This window comes from Paraburkholderia sp. NMBU_R16 (assembly GCF_013282575.1).
In the GTDB taxonomy this organism is placed as follows: Bacteria; Pseudomonadota; Gammaproteobacteria; order Burkholderiales; family Burkholderiaceae; genus Trinickia.
Map to the genome: position 1 here is coordinate 1 of NZ_JAAAYE010000462.1, position 252 is coordinate 252.

Below are 252 nucleotides of genomic sequence, written 5' to 3' on the forward strand. Positions count from 1 at the left end.
TTTCGTAAATGGCCTGGTAGCCGCCGTAGGCGTCAGCTTGCAGCGTGCCGCTGAACGACTCGAGATGTTGTTGCGGATGGATGCCTTTGCGATCCGGCGTATAGGCGAACCACACCGCAGGCGGCGTGGCTCTGTCGCATTAACGAGGACGAGTAGAATCGGTGCGAATTGAAACGCAGGACATCGATGATGGCAAAGACGAAGAAAGCTCGCTCAACGTTGCCCACCGGCGCGGGCAGCGTGCTGAAGCGG

The 252-nt window shown here is 59.1% G+C and carries 1 pseudogene; it reads right to left on the minus strand.

The features are described from left to right. Window positions 1-121 (minus strand): annotated as a pseudogene (locus tag GWC77_RS28810) (transposase); the annotation flags it as partial. Between the last annotated feature and the right edge of the window lie 131 nt (window positions 122-252).